Source organism: Lysinibacillus sp. UBA5990, from assembly GCF_002429815.1.
Lineage (GTDB): Bacteria > Bacillota > Bacilli > Bacillales_A > Planococcaceae > Lysinibacillus > Lysinibacillus fusiformis.
Window position 1 is genome coordinate 35,306 of record NZ_DJAY01000017.1, and the last position, 25,381, is coordinate 60,686.

General features: G+C 37.4%; 23 protein-coding genes and 1 other annotated feature. Of the genes, 13 read left to right on the top strand and 10 right to left on the bottom strand.

All coding sequences use genetic code 11. From position 1 onward, the window contains the following. The first annotated feature begins 136 nt into the window (after positions 1–136). Positions 137–1,642: a coproporphyrinogen III oxidase gene (locus tag B3D94_RS22770; protein ID WP_291761109.1), complete on the top strand. Its 1,506-nt coding sequence runs from the start codon at positions 137–139 to the stop codon at positions 1,640–1,642. Positions 1,643–1,681: 39 nt separating this feature from the next. On the opposite strand, the gene B3D94_RS22775 is transcribed toward B3D94_RS22770, so the two are convergent. Further along, the gene (locus B3D94_RS22775) at positions 1,682–2,761 is read right to left on the bottom strand and encodes a CdaR family transcriptional regulator (protein ID WP_291761112.1); all 1,080 of its coding nucleotides are present in this window, start codon (positions 2,759–2,761) and stop codon (positions 1,682–1,684) included. A 164-nt stretch (positions 2,762–2,925) separates the two neighbouring features. Here B3D94_RS22775 and B3D94_RS22780 point away from each other — a divergent pair, with 164 nt between their 5' ends. The 5 genes from B3D94_RS22780 to B3D94_RS22800 all read left to right on the top strand — a co-directional run bounded on the left by B3D94_RS22780 (position 2,926) and on the right by B3D94_RS22800 (position 7,866). Next, entirely contained in the window at positions 2,926–4,065 is a 1,140-nt protein-coding gene (locus B3D94_RS22780; protein ID WP_291761115.1) for a glycerate kinase, read from the top strand. Next, positions 4,066–5,412 carry a GntP family permease gene (locus B3D94_RS22785; RefSeq protein ID WP_291761118.1) on the top strand — a complete coding sequence of 449 codons (1,347 nt, stop codon included), beginning with the start codon at positions 4,066–4,068 and terminating at the stop codon, positions 5,410–5,412. Positions 5,413–5,483: 71 nt separating this feature from the next. Further along, on the top strand, positions 5,484–6,671 hold the full coding sequence (locus B3D94_RS22790; protein ID WP_069482615.1) for an MBL fold metallo-hydrolase: 1,188 nt from the start codon (positions 5,484–5,486) through the stop codon (positions 6,669–6,671). Continuing rightward, positions 6,658–6,906 (top strand): DUF3006 domain-containing protein, encoded by a 249-nt coding sequence (locus tag B3D94_RS22795; protein WP_291761122.1) that lies wholly within the window; start codon positions 6,658–6,660, stop codon positions 6,904–6,906. The genes B3D94_RS22790 and B3D94_RS22795 overlap by 14 nt, the downstream gene beginning before the upstream one ends. A 171-nt stretch (positions 6,907–7,077) precedes the next feature. Beyond that, a complete protein-coding gene (locus B3D94_RS22800) occupies positions 7,078–7,866 on the top strand; it encodes an HAD family hydrolase (protein ID WP_069482613.1) in 789 nt (262 codons plus the stop codon). A 175-nt stretch (positions 7,867–8,041) separates the two neighbouring features. Here the strand turns inward: B3D94_RS22800 and serA are convergent, their stop codons facing one another. After that, positions 8,042–9,649, bottom strand: coding sequence for a phosphoglycerate dehydrogenase (serA, locus tag B3D94_RS22805; protein WP_069482612.1), 1,608 nt, complete (start codon positions 9,647–9,649; stop codon positions 8,042–8,044). Positions 9,650–9,808: 159 nt separating this feature from the next. Then, positions 9,809–10,049: a binding site (T-box leader), on the bottom strand. A gap of 403 nt (positions 10,050–10,452) precedes the next feature. Here serA and B3D94_RS22810 point away from each other — a divergent pair. Beyond that, on the top strand, positions 10,453–12,102 hold the full coding sequence (locus B3D94_RS22810) for an FAD-binding dehydrogenase (protein WP_291761126.1): 1,650 nt from the start codon (positions 10,453–10,455) through the stop codon (positions 12,100–12,102). 62 nt (positions 12,103–12,164) lie between these two features. Here B3D94_RS22810 and B3D94_RS22815 read toward each other — a convergent pair whose 3' ends face one another. Further along, a complete protein-coding gene (locus B3D94_RS22815; RefSeq protein WP_291761129.1) occupies positions 12,165–13,136 on the bottom strand; it encodes a rhodanese-related sulfurtransferase in 972 nt (323 codons plus the stop codon). 139 nt (positions 13,137–13,275) lie between these two features. On the opposite strand from B3D94_RS22815, the gene B3D94_RS22820 reads away from it, so the two are divergent. Next, positions 13,276–14,058, top strand: a complete 783-nt coding sequence (locus B3D94_RS22820; RefSeq protein WP_069482609.1) for an enoyl-CoA hydratase — start codon at positions 13,276–13,278, stop codon at positions 14,056–14,058. A gap of 46 nt (positions 14,059–14,104) precedes the next feature. Here the strand turns inward: B3D94_RS22820 and B3D94_RS22825 are convergent, their stop codons facing one another. Further along, positions 14,105–14,290, bottom strand: coding sequence for a YhzD family protein (locus B3D94_RS22825; protein WP_008173354.1), 186 nt, complete (start codon positions 14,288–14,290; stop codon positions 14,105–14,107). Between the two features lie 266 nt (positions 14,291–14,556). On the opposite strand from B3D94_RS22825, the gene B3D94_RS22830 reads away from it, so the two are divergent. The 4 genes from B3D94_RS22830 (at position 14,557) to B3D94_RS22845 (ending at position 21,066) form a co-directional block, all read left to right on the top strand. Next, a complete protein-coding gene (locus B3D94_RS22830) occupies positions 14,557–15,771 on the top strand; it encodes a metallophosphoesterase family protein (RefSeq protein ID WP_069482608.1) in 1,215 nt (404 codons plus the stop codon). Positions 15,772–15,776: 5 nt separating this feature from the next. Next, complete coding sequence (locus B3D94_RS22835) at positions 15,777–18,665, top strand: ATP-binding protein (RefSeq protein ID WP_291761133.1); 2,889 nt, start codon at positions 15,777–15,779, stop codon at positions 18,663–18,665. After that, a complete protein-coding gene (yhaM, locus tag B3D94_RS22840; protein ID WP_025117259.1) occupies positions 18,662–19,597 on the top strand; it encodes a 3'-5' exoribonuclease YhaM in 936 nt (311 codons plus the stop codon). Before B3D94_RS22835 ends, yhaM begins: the two co-directional genes overlap by 4 nt. A 164-nt stretch (positions 19,598–19,761) precedes the next feature. After that, entirely contained in the window at positions 19,762–21,066 is a 1,305-nt protein-coding gene (locus B3D94_RS22845; protein WP_193833052.1) for a methyl-accepting chemotaxis protein, read from the top strand. Between the two features lie 87 nt (positions 21,067–21,153). Here the strand turns inward: B3D94_RS22845 and B3D94_RS22850 are convergent, their stop codons facing one another. Then, the gene (locus B3D94_RS22850; RefSeq protein ID WP_291761140.1) at positions 21,154–22,134 is read right to left on the bottom strand and encodes a peptidylprolyl isomerase; all 981 of its coding nucleotides are present in this window, start codon (positions 22,132–22,134) and stop codon (positions 21,154–21,156) included. A 143-nt stretch (positions 22,135–22,277) separates the two neighbouring features. On the opposite strand from B3D94_RS22850, the gene B3D94_RS22855 reads away from it, so the two are divergent. Beyond that, entirely contained in the window at positions 22,278–22,382 is a 105-nt protein-coding gene (locus B3D94_RS22855) for a YjcZ family sporulation protein (protein WP_004230765.1), read from the top strand. Positions 22,383–22,558: 176 nt separating this feature from the next. Here B3D94_RS22855 and B3D94_RS22860 read toward each other — a convergent pair whose 3' ends face one another. From B3D94_RS22860 to B3D94_RS22880, 5 genes are all read right to left on the bottom strand, one after another. Then, a complete protein-coding gene (locus tag B3D94_RS22860) occupies positions 22,559–22,744 on the bottom strand; it encodes a hypothetical protein (RefSeq protein WP_008173337.1) in 186 nt (61 codons plus the stop codon). A gap of 70 nt (positions 22,745–22,814) precedes the next feature. After that, positions 22,815–23,360, bottom strand: coding sequence for a DUF3267 domain-containing protein (locus B3D94_RS22865; protein WP_069482604.1), 546 nt, complete (start codon positions 23,358–23,360; stop codon positions 22,815–22,817). A 174-nt stretch (positions 23,361–23,534) separates the two neighbouring features. Further along, the gene (locus tag B3D94_RS22870) at positions 23,535–24,095 is read right to left on the bottom strand and encodes an HTH-type transcriptional regulator Hpr (RefSeq protein WP_008173331.1); all 561 of its coding nucleotides are present in this window, start codon (positions 24,093–24,095) and stop codon (positions 23,535–23,537) included. A gap of 157 nt (positions 24,096–24,252) precedes the next feature. Next, positions 24,253–24,648: a YtxH domain-containing protein gene (locus B3D94_RS22875; RefSeq protein ID WP_025117254.1), complete on the bottom strand. Its 396-nt coding sequence runs from the start codon at positions 24,646–24,648 to the stop codon at positions 24,253–24,255. Between the two features lie 133 nt (positions 24,649–24,781). Beyond that, on the bottom strand, positions 24,782–25,318 hold the full coding sequence (locus B3D94_RS22880) for a tryptophan transporter (RefSeq protein WP_291761156.1): 537 nt from the start codon (positions 25,316–25,318) through the stop codon (positions 24,782–24,784). Positions 25,319–25,381 lie beyond the last annotated feature (63 nt).

Genomic DNA, 25,381 nt, shown 5'->3' on the forward strand with positions numbered 1-25,381 from the left:
AAATAGTTTGTCTATATGTAGACTGAATATTCTGTTTTTAATCGTTTCTTATTGTTACTTTGCTTATAGTCATAGAAATTTGTTAAACTTAAATCTGCAATATATATGGAATAAGAAAAGAAGAGAGCGAAACAATATGAAAATGATTCACATAGATCAAAAATATCCTGAGGATTGGATTCGCGTATTAAATCATATAGCGAATTTATTTTTTGAGGATTCCAAGCTGCGAGTTGAGCCGGGGGAAGCAGATATGTCGGTCTCATTTACGTACGATGTTGGAGAGAATTTTTCTATAGCTACAAAAGCAATATTAACTGTAGATGGACAGCAATATACAAATGATTACAGTATCCAATACGAATCAGCTGCAACAGGTCGTGACCTCAATATTCGAATGAAACGAGCATTATCCCATGTATTTTTAGATGTTCTCGAGCAGCATACAGGGGTACTTCAGCAATGGGGGATTTTAACAGGAGTCCGTCCGACTAAGCTCTATCACAAGTTTAGAAAAGAAGGAAAAGGGGATCAAGAAATTGCTGAGCTATTAATTCGAGATTTTCGCCTGTCTGAGGAGAAGGTAGCACTTTTAAAGGATATCGTGGAACGTCAATTAATAACCATTCCAGATATTGATCAAATTGGGAAAGAGATTAGTGTATATATCGGCATTCCATTTTGCCCAACGAAATGTGCCTATTGTACGTTCCCAGCCTATGCGATTGGAAGTAATCGTAAGCAAGGTCGTGTAAATACATTTTTAGATGGCTTGCATATTGAATTACGTGAAATGGGAAAATGGCTCAAGGACAATAATATGAAAATCACCTCTATTTATTGGGGGGGCGGTACTCCAACTTCCATTGAAGCAGATGAAATGGACGCCTTATATCAAACGATGTATGAATCCTTCCCAAACCCTGAAACAATTCGAGAGATTACAGTTGAAGCAGGAAGACCAGATACGATTACAACTGAAAAATTGGAAGTGCTTAAAAAATGGGGAATTGATCGTATTAGTGTAAATCCACAATCTTATACAGACGAAACGTTAAAGGCTATTGGTCGTCATCATACAGTTCAAGAAACAATTGATAAATTTTGGCTTGCTCGTGAATCAGGTATGAACAATATTAATATGGACCTCATTATTGGTTTACCAAATGAAGGTATTGAGGAATTCCAACATTCGTTAGTGGAATCGGCTAAGATGCAGCCTGAATCATTAACTGTCCATACATTATCATTTAAACGTGCATCTGAAATGACTCGCAATAAAGATAAATATAAAGTAGCGGATCGTGATACGGTTGCTGAAATGATGCAAATGGCACAGGATTGGACAAAGGAAAATGATTATGTTCCATATTATTTATATCGCCAAAAAAATATTTTAGGTAATCTCGAAAATGTCGGCTATAGTAAAGCTGGTGAAGAGAGTATTTATAATATTGTGATCATGGAAGAGGTACAGACAATCTTAGGGATTGGTTGTGGCGCATCTTCTAAATTTGTTCATCCTGAAACAGGAAAAATCACGCAATTCCACAACCCAAAAGATCCTGCAGCATATATTATGACCTTTGAAGAGGCTATTGAGAAAAAAATCGAGTTTTTAGATGAGTTATACAAAATATAAAATAAAGGCGATCTGAGTGTTTCAGATTGCCTTTACTATTTATAGAGTTCGTAATGTACACGCCATTTGCAATATCACTGCATCTTCAAAATATTGTGGGTCATAGCCTGTCAGCTCTCTTATTTTATTTAATCGATAAGTAAGTGTATGACGATGAATGTTTAGTTGCTGTGCACAAAGCTTTAACTGTAAATTACAGTCAAAAAATGATTGTAATGTTTCCAACTGTTTTGCATTGATATTTTTAAGGATTCGGTGATGAAAGGCTTGTACCTCCTCTGATTCACGATGTTTAAAAAGAGAAAATAACTCTACATCTTCAAAAAAAGTAATCTCGTTATGGACGTTCGCGAATTCAAGAGCTGTTCTAGCTCCCTGATAGCTATAGGAAAGTTGTGAAAGTTGCTGGACAACAGGACCAATACCAATTTGTAAGGAAGGTAGTTTTTGTTTTTTCTTTCTTAGAGCTTTTATAATAGATTGACAGCTTTGTTCCTGACAATGGGTTAGCAGTATATAGTACTCCTGTAATTGGCTATGTCCAGCTAGAATGGGCTGTCTATAAAATAAATCCTCAAAAAAGAAGGGCATCGTATTTTCTAAATAAGATGTTTCATGTAAACTCACTAAAATAACTTGGAAGGGTGCTATTAGTGAGAAGGGTAATTTCTGAATTCGTTTATTTAAAGTAGCATCAAGCTTACTTCCATGAACGAGTGCCTCGAATATGTAGTCATTATTCTTCCGTTGCCACTCGCTTTTAGACTCAACGAGTGCCTGATGTGTCATGATCTCTGTCGTTAATTGAACAAGATTGGCGATTTCAAGCATTTCTTCTGAATCTCCAGTTATACCAATCACACCTACTACTTCATCCTGATACATAATAGGCATATTAATGCCAGGCTTTGTATTTGGATACAACTCTATATTGTCTTCATTAATAATCAATGTTTTTTTTGTTTGTGCTACATAAACTGCACCTTCGTGAATATCTTCCACCCTCATCTTATCTCCAGAGGCTAAAATTACACCAGTAGGGCTAATGACATTAATATTGTGACGTAAACGCAACATTGTTTGATGGACGATATCTTCTGCTAATTTTTTGGTCAACATGTTTATACACCTCGGATAAAAAACATTCTGTTATAGAACAGTTAAATTGTACATTTATTATAATGTTTTCTGAATTTATTGTCATTATAATAATTTGTAAGCGCTTAACTTAAGAATTTAAAATTTACGTAAATGTCAATGGACGACATAAGTGGAGGTATTATATGAAAGTCATTATTAGTCCAGATTCCTTCAAGGGTACTCTGTCAGCAGTTGAAGTAGCGAAGTCCATGCAGAAAGGAATTCTGGATGCAGATCCATCAATAGAAACCATTATTCTACCAGTTGCAGATGGTGGGGAAGGGACACTTGATTCACTTATTGCCTCTACGAAGGGGCAATATTTTTCAGTGGATGTATTAGATCCAATAGGAAGAGACACTCAGGCACAATATGGTGTTTTGGGTGATAAAGAAACATGTGTGATTGAGATGGCTCAGGCATCAGGCATCATGTTGCTACAAGACAACGAAAAAAATCCTGAATTTGCCACAACCTATGGTACTGGCCAAATTATTAAAGCAGCTCTCGACCGTGGCTTTAGTAAATTTATTATCGGTATAGGTGGAAGTGCCACAAATGATGCAGGGATTGGTATGCTCAAGGCATTAGGTGTGCGATTCATAAAGGAAGATGGTTCCGATTTAGAGGATGGGATTTCTAGTCTATTGGAGTTAACAGCAATCGATGTAAGTGGACTGGATGCTAGATTAACAGAAGCGATATTTACCATTGCCTGTGATGTGGATAATCCATTCATTGGTGAACGAGGAGCAACAGCTATATTTGGTCCTCAAAAAGGTGTGCAGGATGATCAAGTCACACATTTTGATAACTGTTTAAAGCATTTTGCAGATATCGTCGAACAACAGTTTTCTATTCGTTTGCATGATTATCAAGGAGCGGGAGCAGCAGGAGGATTGGGAGGCGCGTTAATCGCATTTTTAAATGGGACATTTCATGCAGGAATTGATATAGTCATAGATGCTGTCCAGTTACAGGATCATATAGCAGCCGCACAGTTAGTAATAACGGGTGAAGGAAAATCGGATCTCCAAACATTACATGGTAAGGCTCCATTGGGGGTTGCGAAAACCGCTGCGTTAGCATATGTAGATGCAGTTTTATTGTCTGGAGACATTGATAGTACGGCTAAACCTGCACTTCAAAAGTATTTTAGCGTTGTAGAAACATTAGTAGATGAGGAGATTACTACTCAGCAGGCAATGCAAGAACCTGCTCATTTTATTCGTTTAAAAACTAAGAAAATCTTAGAGCTTTACATACAAAAGGGGGCTGACTAGATGTTGTTCATTATTATTTTAATAGGGGTATTGTTTGTTGTATTGGGCACAGCAAAATTAAAGCTACATCCATTTCTGGCGTTATTAATTAGTGCCTTCTTCGTTGGAATTGCTTCAGGAATGCCACTATTAACAGTGGTAGAAAGTATTAACACTGGTTTCGGTGGTTTAATGACGAGCATTGGCTTAGTGATTATCGCTGGAACTATTATAGGTTTAATATTAAAGAAATCAGGTGCTGCCTATCGAATGGCAGAAGTGGTTTTACGAATCGTCGGTCCCAAACGTCCACAACTTGCGATGTCTTTAATTGGTTACATCGTATCCATCCCAGTATTTTGTGATTCGGGTTTTATTATTTTATCGAGTTTGCAAAAATCATTAGCAAAACGGGCTAACGTAACGATTGCATCAATGGCAGTAGCTTTAGCAACGGGCTTATTTGCGACACATGTATTAGTACCCCCCACACCGGGTCCCATAGCAGCAGCAGGAAATATTGGGGCGGCCAATTATTTAGGGACAGTTATTGTCATTGGTTTATTAGTAGCTATACCAGCTACATTCGTAGGCTATATGTGGTCAGTGAAAGTTGCAACCAAAATTCGAGTACCTGAAGACGAGGTGGAGGCATTAGACTATGAGGAAGTCATTAAATCCTTTGGAAAAATGCCTTCAACATTTAAAGCCTTTTTACCAATCGTCCTCCCAATTGTTTTAATTGGTCTTGGTTCGATAGCATCGTTAGTAGGTGATCCGGAATCAACATTCAATACGATCTTTAAGTTTTTAGGTTCACCAACAGTAGCATTATTTTTAGGGGTAGCTGCTGCCTTTTTATTATTACCTGAAATTAGTGAAACGACTTTAACGGGTTGGATTGGAGAGAGTTTAAAAGAAGCCGCTCCCATTTTACTTATTACAGGAGCGGGCGGTTCATTTGGAACCGTTATTAAAAATGCTGGTGTTGGAGAAATGCTGCAGGAAATGGATTTGGGGATGTTTGCGTCAGGTACTTTATTCCTGCTAGTGCCATTTATAGTAGCTGCTGCCTTAAAAACCGCCCAAGGATCTTCAACGACAGCGCTTGTTATTACGTCTACTCTAGTTGCACCAATGCTCGTGACACTTGGCATTGAGGGAGCTGTCCCGTTAGCATTAGTAGTAATGGCCATTGGAGCTGGTGCAATGACAGTTAGTCATGTGAACGACAGTTTCTTCTGGGTAATTACACAGTATAGTGGAATGGAAGTTACACAAGCCTATAAGGCACAAACCGTTGCAACATTATTGCAAGGTATTGTTACAATCATGATTACAATGGTTTTATGGTGGATATTTGTTTAAAGTACGGGGAGAGCTGCCCATGGTAAGCTCTCTTTTTTGTATAATAGAAAGATAGAAAGGAAGTTAGTAACATGAAAAAATTAATAGTAGTACTCCTTTGTATTTTTTTATTAGCAGGCTGTACAGAAGCAGTTAAGACAGAGCAAGTGCCTGTATCGGCTGGCCATGAGATGCGAGTTCATTTTATTGATGTGGGACAAGGGGATTCCATATTAATTGAATCGCCTAATGGGAAAACAATGCTTATAGACGGTGGCGTGAAAGGTGCAGGACAGCAGGTAGTTTCTTATTTAAAGGAACTTGGTGTGAATAAACTTGATCAGGTAGTGGCAACACATCCCGATGCTGACCATATAGGTGGGCTCATTCCAGTGTTACAGGCAATCCCTATTGAGCAATTTTATGATTCGGGCAAAGTACATACCTCTCAAACCTTTGAAGAAATGCTGATGGCGATTGATGAAAAAAACATACCTTATTATGTACCGAAAACAGGGGACCTTATTGAATTTGATAAGGATGTACAGGTGAAGGTTTTAAATGCAAATGAACATGCAACAGATAATAATGATGCTTCGATTGTTTTAAAAGTTGTTTATGGCAACGTATCCTTTTTATTAACGGGGGATGCTGGCATATCATTAGAAAAAGAAATGATGCAAAATGATGTGACAGCCACTATTCTGAAGGCAGGACACCATGGTTCTAATACAAGTAGTTCAGAAGAATTCATTCATGCAGTGAAGCCAGAAGTCACTATATTAAGCTATGGTGAAGATAATAAATATGGACATCCACATGCAGAAGTAGTGGATCGATTGCAAGCAATTGGCAGTAACATCTATGCTACTGCTGACTTAGGAACGATTATGGTGGCAACAGATGGGGTAAACTACACAGTGAATGGAAAGGAGGCTTCCAGAGCTGTAACTCCAAAAACTCCATCCACTGTTTTACCTTCCTCAGCTGTTGAGATCGTCAGCAAAGATTTAGTGACAGAAATTGTAGGCATTAAAAATAATGGTCAACAAGCTGTTTCGTTAAACGATTGGCAGCTTATTTCTCTAGAAGGAAATCAAGTTTTTAATTTTCCTAATTTATCACTACAGCCTGGTAAGATCATTTATATTACTAGCGGGGCTAATGCTCGTGAAGGGGATAATTATTTAAAATGGACCACTAAACAGATATGGCTAAACGGTGGAGATGCTGCGCAATTACGGAATGAGAAAGGGGAACTTGTTAGTGAGCTCGACTAAATATACTTTAGATCGTATTGAAGACGGTTATGCTGTTTTTTTAAAGTATCCTGAGGAAGAAGAACAAATCATTATTTTACAGTCAGCTATGAATAAGACCGTGCTTGTTGGGGATCGTGTACAGATAGAAGAAATCGACGGCATGTACCATATTGAAATTTTAAGGGAAGAAACGGAACGAAAAAGAGCCGATATCCAGAATTTAATGGACCGTTTACGTCATAAACATCAATAAAAGGTGACAAGCTGTGAGGAAGTTATCCACAGCTTGTTTTTATTTTTGAATCAGTAATGTCTTGTAGATGGGTGGAATTTGAGAGGAATTGGACATAATTTGTTATCCTAAATATTTTGAAAATATGCTAAAATAATAGTATTAATCAGAACCTAGGAGCGGACGGACAAAATGTCGATAAACACTATTATTTTTGATTTAGATGATACACTACTATGGGATAAAAAATCAGTAAAAACTGCTTTTGAAAAAACGTGCGACTATGCTGCTACGATACATAATGTGAATTCTGCTGAGCTAGAGGAAGCGGTTCGTCGAGAGGCTCGTGCGTTATACGAAGGTTATGTAACATACGACTATACAGTATTAATTGGTATTAATCCTTTCGAAGGACTATGGGGAACTTTTGATGACCCGACTGAATCTTTTCAAACAATGAAGGGGCTTGTTCCGAGCTATCGTGCTTCAGCATGGACAAAAGGTTTAGCTGCTCTTGGTATAGAGGATGCAAACTTCGGAACAGAACTAGGAGAACGTTTTGTAGCTGAGCGCAAAGCCTCACCATTTTTATACGAAGATACATTTACTGTGTTAGACGAATTAAAAGGGAAGTACCAGCTTGTTTTACTTACCAATGGCGCACCTAGTTTGCAAAATTTAAAGCTGGAAATTACGCCAGAAATTGCTCCATACTTTGATCATATTATTATCTCAGGAGACTTTGGAAAAGGTAAGCCTGACGCTTCTATTTTTGAGCATGTAATGGAGAGAGTAGGCATTACAGCAGATGAGGCGATTATGGTTGGCGATAATCTTAATACTGATATTCTAGGCTCTTCTCGCGTTGGGATGCGAAACGTATGGATTAATCGCGAAAATAATATAGCCAATGGAGCTGTGACACCTACCTATGAGATAGTCTCCTTGACAGACTTATTACAACTAGTGGAAAAACTTTAGAGAAATGTACTGCTCCTTCATGGATGCAGTACATTTTTTTGATTGGAAAAATTTTATATTTTATGCCAAGCGTATGAATAGAAAAGCTATCACCAATATCACGATCACTAGCTTCCCCTTTAAAGAGTAATCAAAAAAGCAGAGAGTAAAAACTCCCTGCTTTTCATTTTCCTTATTATAAATTAATAGCTTTTACTTCATCGATATTTTCAAGCTGTGCAACAAATGCTAAATCCTCATCTGTTACAACATTATCTATCGTTAACATCATAACTGCTGTTCCACCAACTTGGGCACGACCAACTTGCATAGTTGCGATATTGATATCTTTTTCTGCAAGTTTAGTGGCTACACGACCTATTGCACCTGGTTTGTCAGTGTTTTTAATATATAGTAGATGTCCTTGTGGAATAACATCTACAACATAGTCTTCTACTTTGACGATACGTGCACCTAAGCCATTTAATAATGTACCAGCTACGGTATGTGTTTCATTTGCAGTAATAATTTCAATCGTAATTAAGCTTGTAAAGCCTTTAGCTGTTGTCGTTTTATGCTCAATAATTTTCATACCAATACGCTCAGATAGATAGCGAGCATTGACATCATTCACATGATTGCCGTGGTTTTTAGCTAATAAACCTTTTAATGCATTAGAAGTTAATGGACGGACATCATAGTTTGCTACATCCCCAGCATAAGATAAGTTGATTTCTTTTACAGGCTCTGTTGTTACTTGTGATAAGAATGAACCAAGTTTTTCCGCTAATTCAAAGAAAGGCTCGACTTGTGCAAGAAGTTCTTTCGGAATAGATGGCATATTCACTGGATTTGTTACAGTACCTGTCTTATAAAATTTAATGATGTCATTTGATACATCAACAGCTACAGATTCTTGTGCTTCAATCGTAGATGCACCTAAGTGAGGTGTTGCGATTACTTGAGGTAAAGTAAGAAGCTTATGGTCTGTCGCTGGTTCAGATACGAATACATCCAGTGCAGCACCTGCTACTTTATCAGCTACGATTGCATCATACAAATCGTCCTCATTAATGATACCGCCACGTGCACAGTTAATGATACGTACGCCATCTTTCATCATTGCAAACTTTTCTTTATTAATGAGATTACGTGTTTCAGGAAGAAGTGGTGTGTGTACAGTAATGAAATCTGCTGCTTCACAAATTTCTTCCACTGTCGCCTTTGTGACACCTAATTCTTTTGCACGCTCATCAGTTAGGAAAGGATCATATGCCATAACATTCATACGTTGACCTTTTGCACGGTAAGCTACTTCAACACCGATTCGGCCAAAGCCTACGACACCTAATGTTTTGTTTTTTAGCTCTACTCCAACATAAGATTTACGGTCCCATTTCCCATTTTTTAATGTATTAAAAGCTTGTGGAATGTGACGTGCAAGTGATGTCATCATGGCGATTGTATGCTCAGCAGCTGAGTTTGTGTTACCATCTGGAGCATTGACAACGATAATACCATGCTCAGTGGCAGCAGCAAGGTCAATATTATCGACACCTACACCAGCACGACCAATTAATTTTAAGCTTTTTGCCGCTTCAATTACTTCACGTGTCACAGTAGTTTGTGAACGAACAAGTAACACGTCTACATCTGCAATTTTAGCGATTAATTCTTCTGGTGCTAGGCCAGTGTCTACGATAATGTTTAAATCTAAATCTTGTTCCTGGCGTAATGGGAAAATCCCATCCTCACTTAGTGGGTCAGCAATAAATACGTTAATTGTTTTTGTGGCAGTAATCATTATAATTAGCTCCTTTTTAATAAATGTAAATTGTGGTCTTATTGACGACGGTCTGAAATTTGTAAAATTCTAACATCTTACAACATGCAAACAATCTCCTTTCCGAATCGAAAGCAATATAAAAAGCCTTTCACGCCTTACAAACACAGTTATTGTGTTGTAAGGGGCGAAAGGCTGTATAAACATTGGTTCGCGGTACCACCCTTAATCACTGCTAGAAAAACCTATTCTTGCAGTCTTAGCAATATGCGTAACGTGCATGAGACGGATAAGCTTACTTAGATGGTTCAGCTTAACTATTCAGGAGTGGAACTATTATCGTAGAAATCACTGATTTACACCAACCATCAGCTCTCTTTGGATTTTCTTTCGACTAGTGTGTCTCCGTCGTTATATTTTTTATGATTAAATTTGTTAACATCATAATCCCTATTGTTCACCTTTGTCAATGATATTTCTAAAAAACTAAAAAAAAATTGACTTCAAAAGTCTGAAAAATACCAATACACGAATATTTTGTGCATTTAAGCTTGATAATGTTCGTCTTTTAGGGGTGTACAATGAAAGCGTTAACGTTATTTAAAAAGACTGATTGTATCAAGGTTCCATGAAGCTTATAGCAAAAATATTATATGGCAATTAAATGGAATTAATTAATTGTTCTAAGTTAGAACTAGTTTGTTTCATGAAAGAAAACGAACATTTTGCCTTGTCACATTTTAGACAAAACTTTGATTTTTAGAAGGTAAATAGACTATGAGAGAAGAATTTAAATTAAGGATGATTGATTTGGGGGTGTAGTAATGAAATACGATGTTGCAATAGTTGGTGCCGGACTGGCAGGCTTAGTGGCAGCCTGCGAGTTAGTCGATGCAAAGAAAAAAATACTTTTAGTAGATCAAGAGCCTGAAAATTCATTAGGGGGACAGGCATTTTGGTCCTTTGGTGGCATATTTTTAGTAAATTCTCCTGAACAAAGAAGACTCGGCATTAAGGATAGTAAGGAGCTGGCATGGCAGGACTGGTTAGGGACAGCAGGCTTTGATCGTTTAGAAGATGAGGATTCCTGGGCATATAAATGGGCGAGGGCCTATGTCGATTTTGCTGCTGGTGAAAAATATGATTGGTTGAAGTCGAAGGGGATTAAATTTTTTCCTGTTGTTGGCTGGGCAGAACGGGGTGGTTCTCTTGCTGGTGGACATGGAAATTCAGTGCCGAGGTTTCATATTGTATGGGGAACAGGTCCAGGCATTGTTAAGCCATTTGTGGATAAAGTCAAACAGGCAATAAAAGATGGCTATATTGATTTTAAACCACGACATCGTGTGGATGAATTTATTCAGCAAGACGGAAAGATTATGGGGATAAGTGGAACAGTACTAGCAGAAACCTTTATCAGTCGAGGGGAAAAAAGCTCAAGATTAGGAGTCGGAGAATTTTCTTATGCGGCTGCAGCCGTTATTGTGGCAAGTGGGGGTATCGGGGCGAATTTCGATTTAGTGAGAAAAAATTGGCCTGAACGATTAGGGACCCCTCCTAAAAATATGGTATGTGGTGTCCCTGCATATGTAGATGGGAGAATGCTAGAAATTACAGAGCATGCAGGGGGACGTATTGTGAATCGTGATCGTATGTGGCATTACACAGAAGGATTAAAAAATTGGGATCCGATTTGGCCTAATCATGGAATACGAATTTTGCCAGGTCCCTCTTCCTTATGGTTTGATGCAGAAGGTAACCGATTTCATGCACCTAATTTCCCTGGATTCGATACACTCAGTACACTAGAAACCATTCAAAAAACAGGCTATGACTATTCCTGGTTTATTTTAACAGAAAAAATTATTGAAAAAGAATTTGCTCTATCTGGCTCGGAACAAAATCCGGATTTAACAAACAAAAGCATTGGAGATGTTTTAAAAAGGATCATGCCCGGACCACCTGCTCCAATCCAAGCCTTTAAAAACCATGGTGAGGATTTTGTGATTGCAAATGATTTAAGAGAACTAGTAGATGGAATGAATAAACTAGCAGGCAATAATTTACTCGATTTCATGAAAATTAAAGAGCAAATTTTAGCAAGGGATCGAGAAATGGATAATAAGTTTACAAAAGATTTACAGGTGAACGCCATTCACGGTGCCAGAAATTATATTGGGGATAAGCTTGTACGTGTTGCTAAGCCACATAAAATTTTAGATACTAAAAATTGGCCATTAATTGCGGTACGATTAAATATTTTAACAAGAAAAACCTTAGGTGGCTTACAAACAAACTTAAATGGGGCAGTGTTAGGGATAGATGGTCAGCCTATTCAAGGATTATTTGCTGCTGGGGAAGTAAGTGGCTTCGGAGGCGGTGGTGTTCATGGCTACCGCGCTTTAGAAGGCACGTTTGTTGGTGGCTGTTTATTTAGTGGTATTCAGGTAGGACGTTTTTTAGCAGAAGTTTAGTGCAAAAAGAGCATCGTCATAAACGATGCTCTTTTTGCCGCCAAGTAATGGAGTGATGTCTATTATGAATTTGCGTTTTGGGCATTTGCAATTTTAGCGATTTGCTCTTCGATTTGATTTACCGTCCAGCCATGCTCCTCAACGAAGAAGTTACGTTTGGCACGACGGCACTCATCAGAACAGCTACGCATATAAAAGTCTTCATGCTTTTCTTCACATAGCATTAATTTATGGCATTCGGGATTTGCACAGTTCGTATAACGTTCGGAAGGCTCACCTGTGAAATAATCTTTTCCGATAACGACATGCTCCACTTGATTGATTGGTACACTGCGACGACGATCAAAAACGAACATTTGACCATCCCAGAGTTGACCTTTTACTTCAGGATCTTTCGCGTATGTGGCAATTCCACCATGTAATTGACCAACACTTTTTCCATAGCCCTCACGTTTTAACCAACCAGAAAATTTTTCACAACGAATTCCACCTGTACAGTAAGTTAAAATCTTTTTATCAGCAAATTCTTCTTTATGTGTTTCCATCCATTCTGGTAAGTCACGGAAATTTTCAATATCTGGTCGAATAGCGCCTCTAAAATGACCAAGGTCGAATTCATAGTCATTCCGTGCATCGATAATGATTGTATTCTCTTCTTGCATTTGTTCCATAAATTCCTTTGGAGATAAATATTCTCCTGTTATTTCTAATGGATTAATATCATTTTCTAAACCTAAGTGAACGATCTCGCGGCGAGGGCGAACGTGCATTTTTTTGAAAGCATGCCCATCAGCTTCGTCAATTTTCCACATGATATCGCTAAATCGAGGATCTACCTTCATATGATTCATGTAAGCGTCTGTTTGTTCAATAGTCCCCGAAACAGTTCCGTTAATTCCTTCATAACCAACTAAAATACGGCCAAGAAGTCCGAGTTCTTGACATAATGCTAAATGTTCTTCAGCAAATGCTATAGGGTCTTCAATCGTAACATATTTATAATAAAGTAATATACGATAGTCTTTTTGTGTCAAAATGTGTAACCACCTTTATAACAATATTCGTCCTTTAATATAGCATAAGCAAAAGCGAATTTGTTTAGCGGAGAAGGAGTTTTCTAAAAAAACACGAATAGTAATAGTGAATGACTATTCATATTTGGGGGTAATGGAGATGGAATTTTCAACGATTACTTTAGAAATGTTAGATCGCCGTGCAACGTTAACATTGAACCGTCCTCAGGCGATGAATGCGATGGATGACGTTATGATGCGAGAACTCGCTGAATGCTTTGAGGCTTTGCAACAGGAAAAAGATATACAAGTACTTGTTATTCGTGGAGAAGGGAAGGTCTTTTCTGCTGGAGGCGATATTAAGGCGATGCTTGATTCAAATAAGCCTCTAAATATTGATGAAGCGATGGTATATCTTACACGCATCGTTAAGGCCTATTATCAGCTACCTATGATTGTCATTGCGGCAGTTCATGGTGCATCGGCAGGTCTTGGCTTTAGTTTAACACTAGGGGCAGATATTGTTGTGGCATGTGAAAATAGTAAGCTAGCTATGAATTTCATAGGGATAGGGCTGATTCCGGATGGAGGTGGTCACTTCTTTATGAAGGAACGTGTCGGGACTGTGAAAGCGAAACAAATGATTTGGGAAGGTAAGGTCCTTACAGCACAAGAAGCATTAGATGCAGGATTAATTGACTATATAGCACCAGCCGGCACTGTATTTGCAATGGCAGATCAGCTAGTTGGTAAAATGCTTGCCTCACCTATTTCTTCTATGATTACGACAAAAAATATTTTACACGCTCAAAATTTACCACAGCTCGAAAATATCCTTGCAATGGAAGCGGAAGGTCAATCAACTATGCGTAAAACGACAGATCATTTAGAAGGAATTCATGCCTTTGTAGAGAAAAGAACACCTGTCTTTGTAGGGAAATAAAAATAAGAAAAGGCATGTAGATATCCTACGTGCCTTTTCTCAATTATTAAACATGGAATAAAATTAATTTACCTGAAGCGTTTACAAGACGATGAGTTTTGTTGGCAACACCTTTTTCTTCTATTTGTTGTTGGCCATTTAATTTAGCAGCCTCATCATTTTCAAAAGTCCATGTTTCATCAAACAATGTTTCCCCTGTTTTTTCGAAAGCTGTGAAACGATAATTCTCCATACAAACCCCACCCTTTTATTGAAATATATATCTATTATACATAGAAGATTTATAAACTTCACGGTAAAACTAGTAAACTATTTGATAAATTACGAAAATTGTGGAAAAAGTAAGTCGGCACTTTTTTTTAAGCATTACCATTTTTCATAAATAGGGAAGTATGATAAAATAGAACAAATATTCGGTTTTGTAATCATATGACTGCCTTGGTTGATAGTTTGTAGTAACTAACTGAGGTGGGAATTATCTATAGTTGGGGTGATTGGATGTCAGCAATTCGTTTTTTCCATATGGCAGATTTACATTTAGATAGTCCATTTAAGGGCTTATTTGGCTTACCTGAACACATTTTGAAAGAAATTCGATCAAGTACGTTTGATGCTTTTGATAAAATTATTCAAAAGGCGATTCAGGAGCAGCCCGACTTTTTATTAATTGTCGGAGATATTTACGATGGTGAAAATCGCAGTTTACAAGCTCAAAGAAAATTTCAAGAGGCAATGGAGAAACTTTTTCAGCACAATATTCCTGTAATTATTAGCTATGGGAACCATGATCATTTAAAAGGAACTTGGACACGTTTTTCTTTACCAAGCAATGTTTATGAATTACCGGCTGAGACAAGTGTTGTCCATTTGAAAATCCGTGGTCAGCAAGTCTGTATATATGGCTTCAGCTATAGTGAACGCCACTTAAAGGAGTCGGTTGTTGATACTTATCCAATCGCTCAAGATTCTCATGCAATTCATATTGGCATGTTGCATGGCAGTGAGGCTAGCGATACTTCACATGCTTTATATGCTCCATTTACAAAACAGCAGCTGCTTGAAAAGAACTACCATTATTGGGCGTTGGGACATATTCATAAACGACAGCTCTTACATGAAAACCCCCCTATAGTTTATCCAGGCAATATTCAAAGTCGTCATCGTAAAGAACAAGGAATAAAAGGTTTCTATGATGTAACTTTATCTCAAACAACATGTGAACTTGATTTTATGCCTACCTCCGCCATTGTTTATAACACGATAGAGGTGGATTGTACGAATATCGTACATGCTAATGAATTACTTAAAAGATGCGAAGAAGCAATTGCTGTCAATCGTACTTCATTGGGAGCGGCGGTAGTGGAACTTTATTTAAAAAATATTGATGAGCAGACAGAGGCCTTGTTTGAGCATGCGACGGTGGACGCGTGGCTGGAGACCATTCGAGAGGCAGAAGAGGGGATTGAGCCAATGTGTTGGGTACAAAAAATGGTGTTACAAAAACCTTCGATTCATGGTGAATATTCTGCTGCCACGCAATCAGTCGTAAGTTTAATGGAGCAATGGGATAGTAATGACTGGAAGGATATACTAAAAGACTTATACCAGTATGCTGGTGGCGCTAGGCTGATCGAGCCTTTATCTGAAAAGGATATAAAGAATCTAACGCACAACGCACAGTCACTATTGGCGGAAGAAATTCAAAGGGCGTGATGCACATGCTAACAATCAAAAAACTACAAATTTATGGCTTTGGTAAGCACGAAAACCTGACGATTCCCTTAAATGAAGGCGTTACAATTTTTTATGGATTAAATGAGGCAGGAAAAACAACGATTCAGCAATTTGTTTTACAGATGCTCTTTGGCTTTCCAACAAGGCAGCAGACACAGCGCAAATATGAACCAAAAGCATCGACGAAGTTTGGTGGTCAACTGACACTATTACACCCTATTTATGGCTCATGCATTATTGAGCGTGTGAAGGGCAAGGCTGCAGGTGATGTTACTGTTTATCTTGAAGATGGTACAACGGGACAGGAGGAGCTGTTAGCTAAGCTTTTATATGGCTATTCTAGAGCATCCTTTGAATCCATTTTTTCCTTTTCATTGCATGAGCTTCAAGGTATTGAAAAAATGTCAGAGGAGGAACTAACACATCTTCTCCTCTCCTCTGGCACAACAGGTATTCAGCATCTGTCTGCTCTTGAGAAAAAAATGGACAAAGAGGCGAACGAGTTATTTAAGAAGACAGGTAAAGTTCCAGTAATTAATCAAAAAATTGAGCAGTTAAAGCAACTGGAGCGAACGATTAGACTCGAGCAAGGTAAGATTCAAACATTTGAGGATAAATTACAACAATTGCAACTCCTTGAGCAAAACCTAGAGAAACTTTATGCCACTCAAAAAAAGCAACAACAACAATGGCAATATTTAACGGTTCAAAAGCAGGCCTTGCCTCTTATCAAGCAACAACAGATGTTGCAGCAAGCATTAGGGAATGATCAGCATGTTCAATTTCCATCAGAAGGTGTAAGACGATATGAACAAGTAAAGGACCGTCTTTTACACGAAAGTCAGCATTTGCTGCAATTAAAAGAACAATATCAATTGCTACAGGACAAAGTGCTAGCTACTGTGAATGAGCAAACCATAAATGAAATGGGCCTTCTCATGCAAAAAGAGGCAACATGGCATCAGTTGATCGTGAAGGAGAAAAACTTACGAGATGATCTCTTTATGCTCGAGCAAGAAATTGATACGCAGTTTCGTTTATTGGGTGTGCAAGAAAAAGAGGCACAGAACATTCTTCTTGGAGAAACAGTATCCTTACAGCAGGAACAGCAATTTCAACAGCAATTAAAAAAGCTGGAAGCAGCGGAGGATGAGCTAAAGTTTCATTTACGTTCGCTAGAGCAAGTCCATCAAGAATTAGACGCCATAACGCAACAAAAGCAAAGGCTAAAGCAGGAGTCATTAACAAAGGAAGAAGAACATATTTTAGCACAGTGGCCTCAACAAAAGCGGAGGCTAGAGCAATTGCGTGCTGCCAAATCGCAACGGACTAAACAAAGGCAGCCTAATTATTTTTCTTGGATGATTTTATTGATTGGTTTATTGTCATTTGTTTATGGGGTTATGCAAAAAAATATGGCAGTAGCCATTATTGGTGTAGTTTTGACAATCATAACAGTATTGTTGATAAAGTTTGTTAGACAAGCGACTGAGACGCCCAATAAAGAAAATAGTCACCTCTTACGACAATTAGAGCAAGATGAAATGACTGTACAAACTATACTCCTAAAACAACAAAGCTTGGAAAATCGCTGGTTACATGTCAATGAGCAGCAAAGTGATAAGGAGCAGCAGTATGCCCAATTGGAATATAAAATTCAGCAAGCAGAGACAGAGAGTGAAGAAACTACGCAGTCATTGCAGCAATTTTTAGAACGCTATCGATTACAAGGTACGATAGCTAGAACGTTAATGCCAGAATTATTTATGCGCATACGAAATGTGCAAGAATTGGCGGTAAAAAGGGACGGCTCAATTATCCTTTTACAAGAAATTCAGGATGAAAAGAACAGTCTTTATGAACAGCTTCAACAAGTACTAAATGAAATTTATAATGAACATGAAATATATATGTATTTGCGCACAGCCTACCTGGAAGCGCAGCAACAGCAACAGCAAGTACAGCAAGCACAAGCTCAGCTAGCTGACATCAAGATTAAACTACAAAATGGACAAACACGAATAGATTGTTATACCGCTGATATGACAAAGCTATTGAACGAAGCGCAGGTGCAAAACGAGAGAGCTTATTATGAGAGATATGAGCAATTTGAGCAGCAGAGGAAAATTACGACAGAGCTTCAAACGGTTCAGGCTCAATTAGCCTCGTTGAATTTATCTAAACACGATGAGTTAATAGAGGACTCTGTTATAGAGAATATGCGTGTTTTAGAGCAGGAGCAAACTTCTTTGCAAGTGGAAATAGACCGATGTCTTGAGCATCGTGCTGCCTTGCAAATTGAAAAAGAACAGTTATTAAATGACGAAAAATATGGCCAAATGCTTCAACAGTTTGAACAGGAAAAGTCGGAGTTACAGCAGCTGATTGAGCATTGGGCAACGAAAAAAGCGGTGGCGACTGCTATTCATGAAACATTATTTCGTCTTCGGGAAGAAAAATTGCCACATGTTTTATCGAAGGTGAATGGGATATTCCAATTACTTACAGGAGGGCGCTACGATCAACTTACGATTCATGAAGAGGGTTACTTTATTGCGAAAGATGTGGCGGGACTCCGTTATCAAATGGTCGAATTATCGCAGGCGACTAAGGAGCAAGCCTACATTGCATTACGTATGGCACTTGCGCAAACGTTGATGACCTCAGCGCCATTCCCGATTATTATGGATGATCCGTTTGTCCATTTTGATCGAAACCGTACAGACAAAATGGTACAATTAATGAAAGAAGTAGGATATGAACGTCAAATTTTATATTTTACTTGCCATGACGAAATGCTCAAACATTGGCCGAAAGAGCAAATTATTGATGTAGGGGCACTAGCAAATGAAAGGGGAGTGGCGTCAACATGAAAGGAATTACAACGCTCCAGGTTGGAGAATCGGTTGATCAATATTTATTAATTAAACAAGCGACAAAAGGAGTTACCACTGTTGGGAAGCCATTTATGTCGCTAATATTACAAGATAAAAGTGGAGATATTGAGGCTAAGCTTTGGGATACAAATGAAGATCATGAAAAGATGTATCATGCTGAAGCCATTGTACGTGTCGGTGGAGAAATTCACGACTACAGAGGGAAAAATCAATTGCGCATCAAAGCCATTCGTGTGGCAAAGCCAGAAGAAGGAATTGCCATTCATGATTTAGTACCCTCCTCTGCAACACCAAAGGAACAACTATTTGAAGAGTTGAATCAATTTTTCTTTGATATTAAAAATCCAAATATTTCACGTATTACGAGAGCAGCTATTAAAAAACATCAAGACGCCATATTAGTTTTTCCAGCGGCTACTAAAAATCATCATGATTATGCTTCTGGCTTATTAGATCATATGGTGTCTATGTTAAAACTAGGTAAGGCCATTGCTGATTTATATCCAACTCTTAATCGAGACCTGTTATATGCAGGTATTATTTTGCACGATATTGGAAAAGTTGTGGAGCTGTCTGGACCAGTTGCTACGACGTATACAGTGGAGGGCAACCTATTAGGACATATTACGATTATGGTGAATGAAATTGCTAAGATTGCTAGTGAACTAGAAATCGAAGGTGAAGAAGTGATGCTTTTACAGCATATGGTATTATCTCACCACGGTAAGGAAGAGTGGGGTAGCCCGAAAAAGCCGATGGTTCAAGAAGCAGAAATTTTACATTATATTGATAACATCGATGCTAAGATGAATATGCTGACTAGAGCATTAGGTAAAACGGCACCTGGTGAATTTACAGAGCGACTATTCCCTCTGGATAACCGATCGTTTTATAAGCCAACATTTTAATCACTCAACATATTGTTTGTGAAATTTTTGTTTCTAAATCACTGTGTGAGCGAGCTTTTATATAAGTCTAATTATATATCTGTGGAATTTCAGTACCTATCCATTGTACCAATACTGTATTTATTTTAGAATATAGGAAGAATTTATAGGAATGGGGAAAAACAATGGATAAAGAGGAACTTGTTTCACGTAAAATAAAATTTTGGAAAAGTTTGATTTTCAAGATGATACTAGCTATTGGTATCAGTTTATTTATTAGCTCACATATTTCTGAGTTCGTCAGCCAACAAATCGAAAAGGTAGTGGAGTTAAATGGTAGCGCGGGTGTTGCCATCAATACTTTTATTTCACTATTTATTGGGACGGTAATTATTTCTTTATGTACAAGATATATCGTCTTAAAGCGTGTAAAGCGCGTGTTAAAAGCAATGACGCAAGCTGCGGATGGCGATTTAACAGTACGTATTGATGATAAATTGAAAGATGAAATTGGTCAGTTATCGACTGAATTTAATCATATGTTAGAGCAAATTGGCTCAGTTATTGAAAAGGCGAATAAAGCATCTACGGATGTCTCTGCATATACAAATGAATTTACGACAATTACAGAGCAAAGTAGTAACACAGTTGAAACCATTTCTGTTGCGATTCGTGAAATTGCTGCTAGTGCGGAAGGTCAATTGGAGCAAATGGATTTATTATCCGACTCTGCTAACTTAATTTCTAAAGATATGGAACATGCTTCATCCGCAGTACAGGCAGTTGCAGATATAGCGAATGAAACGAATCAAAAGGCTGATTTAGGATTACAGTTAATTGAACAAACGATTGGAAAAATGAATACTATTAATGAATCTGTTCACCAATCAACAGAAGTTGTCAATGCATTAGGGGAAAAATCGAAGGAAATTAGTACAATTGTAGCACTCATTACAAGCATTACGGATCAAACAAATTTGCTTGCATTGAATGCTTCCATTGAGGCAGCACGTGCAGGAGAAGCAGGAAAAGGATTTGCGGTTGTCGCCGATGAAGTAAGAAAACTAGCTGAGGAATCTGGGAAAGCTGCTGACAATATTAGAACATTAGTAGATGATATTTTAAGCCAAACATCAAGCGCAGTTTATGCTATTAATAGTGGTACACAATTTGTGGAGGAAGGGCGAGAGGCTGTTGAACAAACAGGCGGTGCCTTTAAAAATATTGTAGAATATTTACAACAAATTAGCCATCGTACCAAGGAAGTTACGGATATAGTATTGCGTGTAAATGAGAAGGCCAGCCAAACAGATTATGCAACGAAAGAAATTGTTGGTATTGCAAATAGCACATCTTCAGGTATACAGCATATCGCGCTCTCTATAGAGCAGCAAACGGCTTCTAACGAGGAAATTGCAAGTGCAGCAAATGTTCTCCAGACAATGTCGAATGACTTACAAGCCGAAATAAGCCAATTTAAAGTAAAATAGCAAAAGAGAAAGGGAGCATCCGTATTATGAGATGCTCCCTTTTTTTGAGGATGTCGCTCCTTTAATGAAAAAGGTCAATCATCCTAATTATTTAGATTCTTTATCTGTATCTTCTGCTTTGTCGCTAGATTCTTCCTTAGAAGCATTTTCTTCTGCTTTTTTAGCTGCTTCTTCAGCTGCTTTAGCTTGTTCTTCACTTGTTGTAGTAAAGAATTCTAGGGAATCTTTTAAATCTTTATCAGAAGTTTTAACATTTGCATCTTTTGCCATTTTCGCAACGATGTCTTTTAGAATAGTTTGCGCTTCACCTGTTTGGTTCAATTTACTTAACATCGATGTACGAATTTTTTCTTCTTCATCTTTAAATGAACCAACATCTTTCACGTCACGCTTGTCCGTAATTTCGATTACGTGATAGCCGAAGCTAGACTTTACTGGCCCACTTAAAGTGTTTAATTCAAGCGCATAAGCAGCATCGTTAAACTCATCAACCATTGAACCAACAGAGAACCAACCAAGCTCTCCACCATTTTGTGCAGAAGCTGTATCTGTTGAGTACTCTTTTGCTACATCAGCAAATTTAGCGCCACCTTTAATTTTTTCAATGGCTTCTTTTGCTGTTTTTTCATCTGCTACTAAAATATGACGACCATTTAATTCTGTTTTCATTTGCTCGTAGTATTTTTTCACATCTTCTTCTTTAATAGCTTGATCTTTTAAAGCTTTTTCTTGAAGAAGTTGAACGCGTAAAGAATCTTTAAAGCCTTGTTCTGTTAAGCCACTTTCAGCAAGTGCTTGTGCAAAACCATCACCAAATTGTGAAGCTGTAGTATCATAAGCTTCTTTAAGTTCTTTATCTGTTACTTCATATTTGTCAGACAATACTTTTTCAGTCACCATTTGTTGTAATACATATGAGCCTGTTAAAGATTTGGCTTTTTCATTAAAGTCAGCAACTGAAATATCGCCAGCTTTAGAAGTAACGATTGCTTTGCTATCTCCGCCGCTACACGCACCAAGCGCTAAAACAGAAGCAGCTAAAGTTAAAGATAAAACTGTCTTTTTCATAGTGGATATTCTCTCCTAACATGGTTTCGTCCATTTTTTACTATAACATAAACGTTTTAAAAACAAAATGGTTCCCCCTTGAGTATTGCCTATATTTCAATTTTTGAAGCGCATAGGATATAGAAAAGAAAGGGGGTGAAGTTATGGGCAACGGAGGATACGGTGGCGGTGGCTACGGCTCAGGCTTTGCTTTATTAGTTGTGTTATTTATTTTATTAATTATCGTTGGTGCAGCGTTCCTATATTAATTAATAAAACAGTGAAAAGCTAAGAGCTCCATTAACTCTTAGCTTTTCTTAACAATGTTAGCATTCACGCCGCATGCCAGAGATCCAAGCCATTAGTAATGGTTTGAGTAGTTGTTTTATGGGGACTCAACTTATCTTGTAGCGTGCGGATGTGAATGTATTTTACTTTTCAGTTGTTATACTGCGTATAAAATTTCAATATAAAATGAGACAAGTAAAATGGTAATAAGTATATTTATAGTTCGGAATATTTTTGGCTGGTTTTCTTCGGGAATTTCACGTCGCATACATAGAGCATATGTCATACGGTTAATTTGAAATAAATAGAATACCGAGAATAGAACTACAATCATTAATAGCAAGTCTATTCCTCCCCTCTTTCAATAGTAATAGCATAACAAAGAACGCCATTAAAAAACAAGTACAAGCAATTTAGTGAACAGTTGGTGGAACTAAAATTTCATAGCCCTTTGGTGTTTCTTCAATTTGTGAGTTTTTTGGAGAGTGCAATAAATATTTCACGTAAAGTATATCAATCAAACATAGACTACAGTGATACGCTAACAGCAATGTACCATAATGTGTGTATGCTGGTAGTAGCCAAGTGCCTATTATAATACTAGTATTGAGAACGATAAAAGGTGTAAGAAGTGCTAATATATATCGGTTTTTGGATAAAGGCTCATGAATACGCATGTGTAAAACCGGAATTAGATAAAATTGCGTACGGACACGCAATTTAAGATGCTGGCGTAAATCGTAAAGAGCCAGAAAGTGTAAAAACTTGTGAACCGGATAAAGTGTTAATACAGCTATTACAAAGAGCCAGAATAAACGATCTGTATAGTGCTCTTCATTGAATAAATTAAACGTCACATACGATACTGAAAAAACGGATAAGAAAGTAATGACACCCATTATAATAATACGCGTAGTGCCATAATGATGTTCAAGATTTAAAATTTTCCAACAGTGCATGGTTTATTATCAACTCCGAAAATAGGAAGTGTCCTATTTAATGTAAATTGAATTGTCTTAGAATGCAAGAGAAAGGAGGTACTTCAGAAATATTTCTGAAATACCTCCTTTCACATGATTTATTCCTGAATAAACAGCTAGAATCCACAGGAAATATCTGTACGATAGCCTTATTTAACCTTTTACAGTTGGACGTTCTTCAAGCGTGTCAAAGGAATCACGGAAATGCTGGAAGGAGCGTTCAAAAATATCGATGAAATCCTCACCATAAATATTACGAATGACAGCCATTACGTCTAAAAAGTCTGGGAAACGGCCATATAAGTCTTTTAAGGCCAATGATCCTTCTAATACAGAATGATAAGTATTATGGTAGTTTTTATTCATCTCTACAATGAGCTCTGTACCAGCTTCAGTTAGCTCAACATACGTATTACGTTTATCGTCATCTCGCTTCGAAAACTTAAGGAAGCCACGTTCTTCTAATTTTTTGGAGAAATTAAATGCTGTAGATACATGCATAACTCCAAACTTTGCTACATCGGAAATGGATGCCCCTTTTAAATGATAGGAAATCCACAAAATATGATGTTCATTAATATTTAAATCATATGGTTTAATCCATTGTTGCCAATCTTTTTCAACCGCTTTCCATAATGCTTTCGATAATTGTGCGATTCTTTGACTATAAAGCATTGCTTCTTTTTGTGTGTATAATTCCTCTGACAAAACCATCACCTACTGCTTTCTTTCACATTTTTAAAAATATTATAGCAGTAAAGAAAAAAAGTTTAAAGTTAGAAAAATTAAAAAATTGAAAAGTGGTTAAAAAATAATATTATAGCAATAGTTTTTGGTGGAAAAATAGATTAACTTGCGTCTAAAGAGGACTTTAGTCGCTAATTTTTTCCTGCGGTTTTTTCTTATTTTCTGTGAATTGTGCAATGTTTTTCTCGATTTCGCTTATCGAATTCTGTAAAGCATCTAATTCTTGTTGCAAATTATTTTTATTTGGCTCTATTTCTTCTGTAAAAGTCGTAATTGTTTGTTTTAAATCATTTATTATTTGTGGGATATTATTTTTAACTTCGTTTGTTAATGTATTGACAGAATGTTTCACAGTCCCTACTTGTTGTTTAACATCAAGGAGCATACCTTTTGTTTGGTCAGCATTTTGTTTTAACGTTGTGCGTAACTGCTGGCCTGATTGTGGGGTTGAGAACAGCACAGCAACTGTTCCACCAATAATACCTGTTGCTAGTCCAATTAAGAAAGGTTTTGCTTTCATATTATATACCTCATTTCTTGTCATGATTAACTACTATTAAACCATGAATTGCATGAATACAAAAAGAAAAAGAAACTGAGCAAGTGATAGAGCATCACCGTTCAGTTTCTTTCGATTATTTTAAAGTTAGTATTTATGAAATCTGAGAAATGGCAGTCACAAATTTAGAGCGCTTCACTAATTTTGCAACAATAGGGTAAATAATAGCAAAAGCAACGACATTAAATGCTACCGCTGGAAGGACAACCCCAATAAAGAGCATCGCAAACGTTGCACCTACATTTGCATTGAAAACAAAAAGTGCCACTGTTAAAAAGACTGTACCTGATAGTATAGTTCCTAAACCAACTAAAACTGCAGAGACAGCGAAGCTATTTGCTATCTTTTTTAGAACAATTACAGCAGCTAAAAACACAAAGCCTGTTACAGCTTTATCAATAATGTTTGGAACTAGACCGGCAGGAAATGTTGTGAACAAACCTGAAAGTACACCTGTTGCTAGCGAAAGTAAAAACGTTTCTTTCACTGTAGGAAACAATAATATGCCAATAAACATCATTGTTAACATGAAATCGGGTTTCATGCCGTTAATCATTCCTGGTGTAACGACATATAGTGCCGCACCGATCCCAACTAAAAGGGCCATTAATACTAAATTCTTTGTATTCATTTTTTATCTCTCCTCGACTGAGCTAATCTATTAGTTTCCCAACGTGTCCTCTTGACCGTTAGC